The organism is Arthrobacter sp. Hiyo1 (assembly GCF_001263615.2).
Classification (GTDB): Bacteria; Actinomycetota; Actinomycetes; order Actinomycetales; family Micrococcaceae; genus Arthrobacter.
Window position 1 is genome coordinate 57827 of sequence record NZ_DF952473.1, and the last position, 4010, is coordinate 61836.

Below are 4010 nucleotides of genomic sequence, written 5' to 3' on the forward strand. Positions count from 1 at the left end.
CAAAGCGTCCGAAGCGATCTCGCCTTCGCGGACGATAGCCTTGTGGACGCTCAGGCCCTTCACGGGGCGCTGGACGTCGAGGACCTCGACGACGAAGCCGTCACCGGTGATGAGGCCCTTGTCGGCCGACTGGCCACCCGCCTCTGCGTAAAACGGGGTCTCGTTGAGCACGAGCTCGATTTCGTCGCCCGTGGAGGCGTGGGCAACACGCCGGCCGGAGCTCACGATGCCGCGGACCCGGGCCTCGCCTTCCAGTTCGGTGTAGCCGGTGAAGACCGTCTCGCCCTCGGCCAGGAGCTCCTGGAAGGCCGAGACGTCGGCGTGTCCACCCTTCTTGGCCTTGGCATCCGCCTGGGCGCGCTGGCGCTGCTCCAGCATGAGGCTGCGGAATTCGGCTTCGTCAACCTTCAAGCCGGCCTCCTCGGCCATTTCGAGGGTGAGGTCGATCGGGAATCCGTAGGTGTCGTGAAGGGCGAAGGCATCCTCGCCGGACAGCGGCTTTCCGGCGGCCTTGGAGAGCACCACGGCTTCCTCGAGGCGCGCGGTGCCGGAGGCGATGGTGCGCAGGAAGGCTTTTTCTTCGGCGTAGGCGATGCGGCTGATGCGATCGAAGTCGGTCTCCACCACGGGGTAGACACCCTTCATGGCGTCGCGGGAAGCCGGGAGCAATTGCGGCAGGCAGGCTTCTTCGACCCCGAGGAGGCGCATCGCACGGACGGCACGGCGGATCAGCCGGCGCAGTACGTAGCCGCGGCCTTCGTTGGACGGGGACACGCCGTCGGAAATGAGCATGAGGGCCGAACGGATGTGGTCGGCGACGACGCGCATCCGGACGTCGTCCGTGTGGTGCGGGTCGTCAGCGGACTCGGCAGAGGTGTATTCCTTGCCGGAAAGGGCTGCGGCCTTGTCGATGACGGGACGGACCTGGTCCGTTTCGTACATGTTTTCGACGCCCTGCAGGATCATCGCGAGGCGTTCCATGCCGAGGCCGGTATCGATGTTCTTCTTGGGCAGTTCGCCAACGATGTCGAAGTCCACCTTCGAGCGGACGTTCTCGATCTGGTACTGCATGAACACGAGGTTCCAGATTTCGACATAGCGGTTTTCGTCCGCGATGGGACCGCCTTCGGCGCCATAGGCCGGGCCGCGGTCATAGTAGATTTCCGAGCACGGGCCGGCAGGACCAGGCTGCCCGGTGGACCAGTAGTTGTCGGCCTTCCCCATCCTCTGGATGCGCGAGGCAGGGATGCCGGTGTTCTTGAGCCACAAGTCCTGGGCTTCGTCGTCTTCCTCGTAGACGGTCACCCAGAGGCGCTCGACGTCGAGTCCGTAACCGCCGTCGTCGACGCTCTTGGTGAGCAACTCGAAGGCGAACTTGATGGCGTCTTCCTTGAAGTAGTCCCCGAAGGAAAAGTTTCCGCACATCTGGAAGAACGTGCCGTGGCGGGCGGTCTTGCCCACTTCCTCGATATCGCCGGTGCGGATGCACTTCTGGACGCTCGTGGCGCGGTCGAAGGGCGGCTCCTCGCGGGCGGTGAGGTAGGGAATGAAGGGAACCATGCCGGCCACAGTGAAGAGCAGGGAAGGGTCGCTGGATACGAGCGATGCTGAGGGGACGGCTGTGTGGCCCTTGCTGACAAAAAAGTCCACCCAGCGTTTGGTGATCTCCTGCGACTTCATTAGCTGATTACTTACCCTTCTCAATTCACTGCACATGAGTTTGTGCGCGGTTCTGGCATGCGCCATTGCCGCAGCTTCTAATTCTGCCCTGTTGACGGCCGCTTGGGCGAACCGCGGCTGCTAACGGCTGCCGGCGTCGGACTCTACGATGCCAAGCGCGGCCCTGAGGTCGACTTCGCGTTCATTCATTCCGGCGCGCACGGCGTCGGCGAAGTCGTACACGCCGTCGGCCAGCCGCGCAACGGCACGGTTCAGGCCTTCGGGGCCAATGGCGGCCTGTGCTTGGGTGATCTTGCGGAAGGCGATGACTCCGATTGCCATGCCGATCCCCATCCAGACAATTCTTTTCACAGTTTTCCTGACATACGAAGGTCGTGACTTACGAACGGATTCAGCGGCTGCGGCGGCCACTGCCCGGTTTGCGGCGGGCGGCAAAAGCCGAGCGCACTCCATAGCTGAACGCTGCAACCTTGATGAGCGGCGAACCGACTGTTGCGGCCACCAGCGAGGACAAGGCAGAGATGTTGGCGGAGGCGTCGGAAACGTTGGAGGTGATGCCATCCACCTTTTTCAGCTGCTGGTTGGTGGTGGAAACCGTCGCCGTGACCTCGTCCATCAGGGGGGTCGCTCCGTCGCTCAAGGAACGGATGGAGGTGCGGACCTCATCGAAGACCCGCCCGAGTTTGAGGATCGGCACGGCCAACAGGACTACAAGGAGCGCGAAAACTCCGGCTGCGATCAGGCCTGCAATATCGCCACCAGTCATGGACACTCATCTCCTAGCATTTGTTGCTTTGCCGCTGGTTCGCCATGTGGTTCTACACAGGCACCCCGGCGTGGCTTCCCCAAGTACCTTACATACAAAGAAGCCCGCGGCGCGTGCCACGGGCTTCTTTGTATGTGCTTGCTGGGAATTAGCGAGCGTAGAATTCGACCACGAGCTGCTCTTCGCAGGTCACGGGGACCTCGGAGCGCTTCGGGCGACGAACCAGGCGTGCCTGGAGGGCGTCGATCTTGACGTCCAGGTATGCCGGAACGACGTTCAGGACGTGTGCGCCGGCAGCTGCAACCTGGAACGGAGCCATGACTTCGCTACGGCTGTGAACGTGGATGAGCTGGCCTTCCGCAACGCGGAACGACGGGCGGTCCACGCGGATGCCGTCAACGAGGATGTGGCGGTGCACAACCAGCTGGCGGGCCTGGGCGATGGTGCGGGCGAAGCCGGCACGCAGCACGAGGGCGTCGAGACGCATTTCGAGCAGTTCGATCAGGTTTTCACCGGTCAGGCCCTTGGTGCGACGTGCTTCTTCGAATGCACGGGTCATCTGGGCTTCGCGGATGCCGTACTGGGCGCGCAGACGCTGCTTTTCGCGCAGACGTACGGCGTAGTCAGAGTCCTGCTTCTTGCGGGCACGGCCATGCTCACCGGGGCCGTACGGACGGCGCTCCATGTACTTGGCGGCCTTGGGAGTCAGAGCGATGCCGAGTGCACGCGAAAGGCGTGCGGTACGGCGAGCACGAGTGTTGTTAGCCACTTGTGTCCTTCCAATATCTGCGGTGTGTCAGTGTTACTGGCCTCCATGAGGGAGAGCATCGGCCAACCGCTGCCTTTTGCTACGGGGCGCAGGGCACAGCATCAAAACCTGGATTTTGATGGATTGTGCGCCCGAGCCTTGCCAGACAAGCATCTAGCCTACCATGGCGGCTACTTGCCCCGGATGATCCTGCGCAGCCGCTCAAGCCTCGGAGCAATATCCCGTTCGGCGCCGTTTGCCGTGGCTCGTAATAGTCCCTGCCGACCAGATCGTCCGGAGCGTACTGCTGGGTGGCAACGCCATGCGGGGCATCGTGGGCGTACTTGTAGCCTTGGCCGTGGCCAAGGCCTTTCGCTCCTTGGTAGTGCGCGTCCCGCAAATGCGCCGGAATCCCGACCCCCATCCCCGCACGCACATCTGCGATGGCTTTGTTGATGCCAGGTAGGCGGCATTTGACTTGGGCGCAGTCGCCAGATGCACCACCGCTTCGGCGAGGATGATCCGGCCTTCGGGCATGCCGATCAACTGCACTGCCTGGGCAGCGGCGACGGCGGTCTGCAGCGCCGTCGGATCCGCCATGCCGATGTCCTCGGCGGCCGAAATGACGATCCGGCGGGCCACGAAGCGCGGATCCTCGCCCGCCTCGAGCATGCGGGCCAGATAGTGGAGGGCCGCATCGACGTCGGAACCGCGGATCGACTTGATGAACGCACTGGCAACGTCATAGTGCTGGTCCCCCGCACGGTCGTAGCGGACGGCAGCCGTGTCCAGCGCCCGCTCCGTATGGCGGAGTTC

General features: G+C 63.4%; 4 protein-coding genes and 1 pseudogene. All 5 read right to left on the reverse strand.

Annotated elements, in window-relative coordinates; all coding sequences use genetic code 11:
- A partial coding sequence (alaS, locus tag AHiyo1_RS15860; protein WP_084784538.1) for an alanine--tRNA ligase occupies positions 1-1680 on the reverse strand: 1680 nt, incomplete at its 3' end.
- A 120-nt stretch (positions 1681-1800) separates the two neighbouring features.
- Positions 1801-2013: a hypothetical protein gene (locus tag AHiyo1_RS15865; RefSeq protein WP_059389200.1), complete on the reverse strand. Its 213-nt coding sequence runs from the start codon at positions 2011-2013 to the stop codon at positions 1801-1803.
- Between the two features lie 58 nt (positions 2014-2071).
- On the reverse strand, positions 2072-2446 hold the full coding sequence (locus AHiyo1_RS15870; RefSeq protein WP_059389201.1) for a DUF948 domain-containing protein: 375 nt from the start codon (positions 2444-2446) through the stop codon (positions 2072-2074).
- Between the two features lie 148 nt (positions 2447-2594).
- Positions 2595-3215, reverse strand: a complete 621-nt coding sequence (gene rpsD, locus AHiyo1_RS15875) for a 30S ribosomal protein S4 (RefSeq protein ID WP_028267147.1) — start codon at positions 3213-3215, stop codon at positions 2595-2597.
- 170 nt (positions 3216-3385) lie between these two features.
- Positions 3386-4010, reverse strand: a pseudogene (locus tag AHiyo1_RS15880) (replication-associated recombination protein A); the annotation flags it as partial.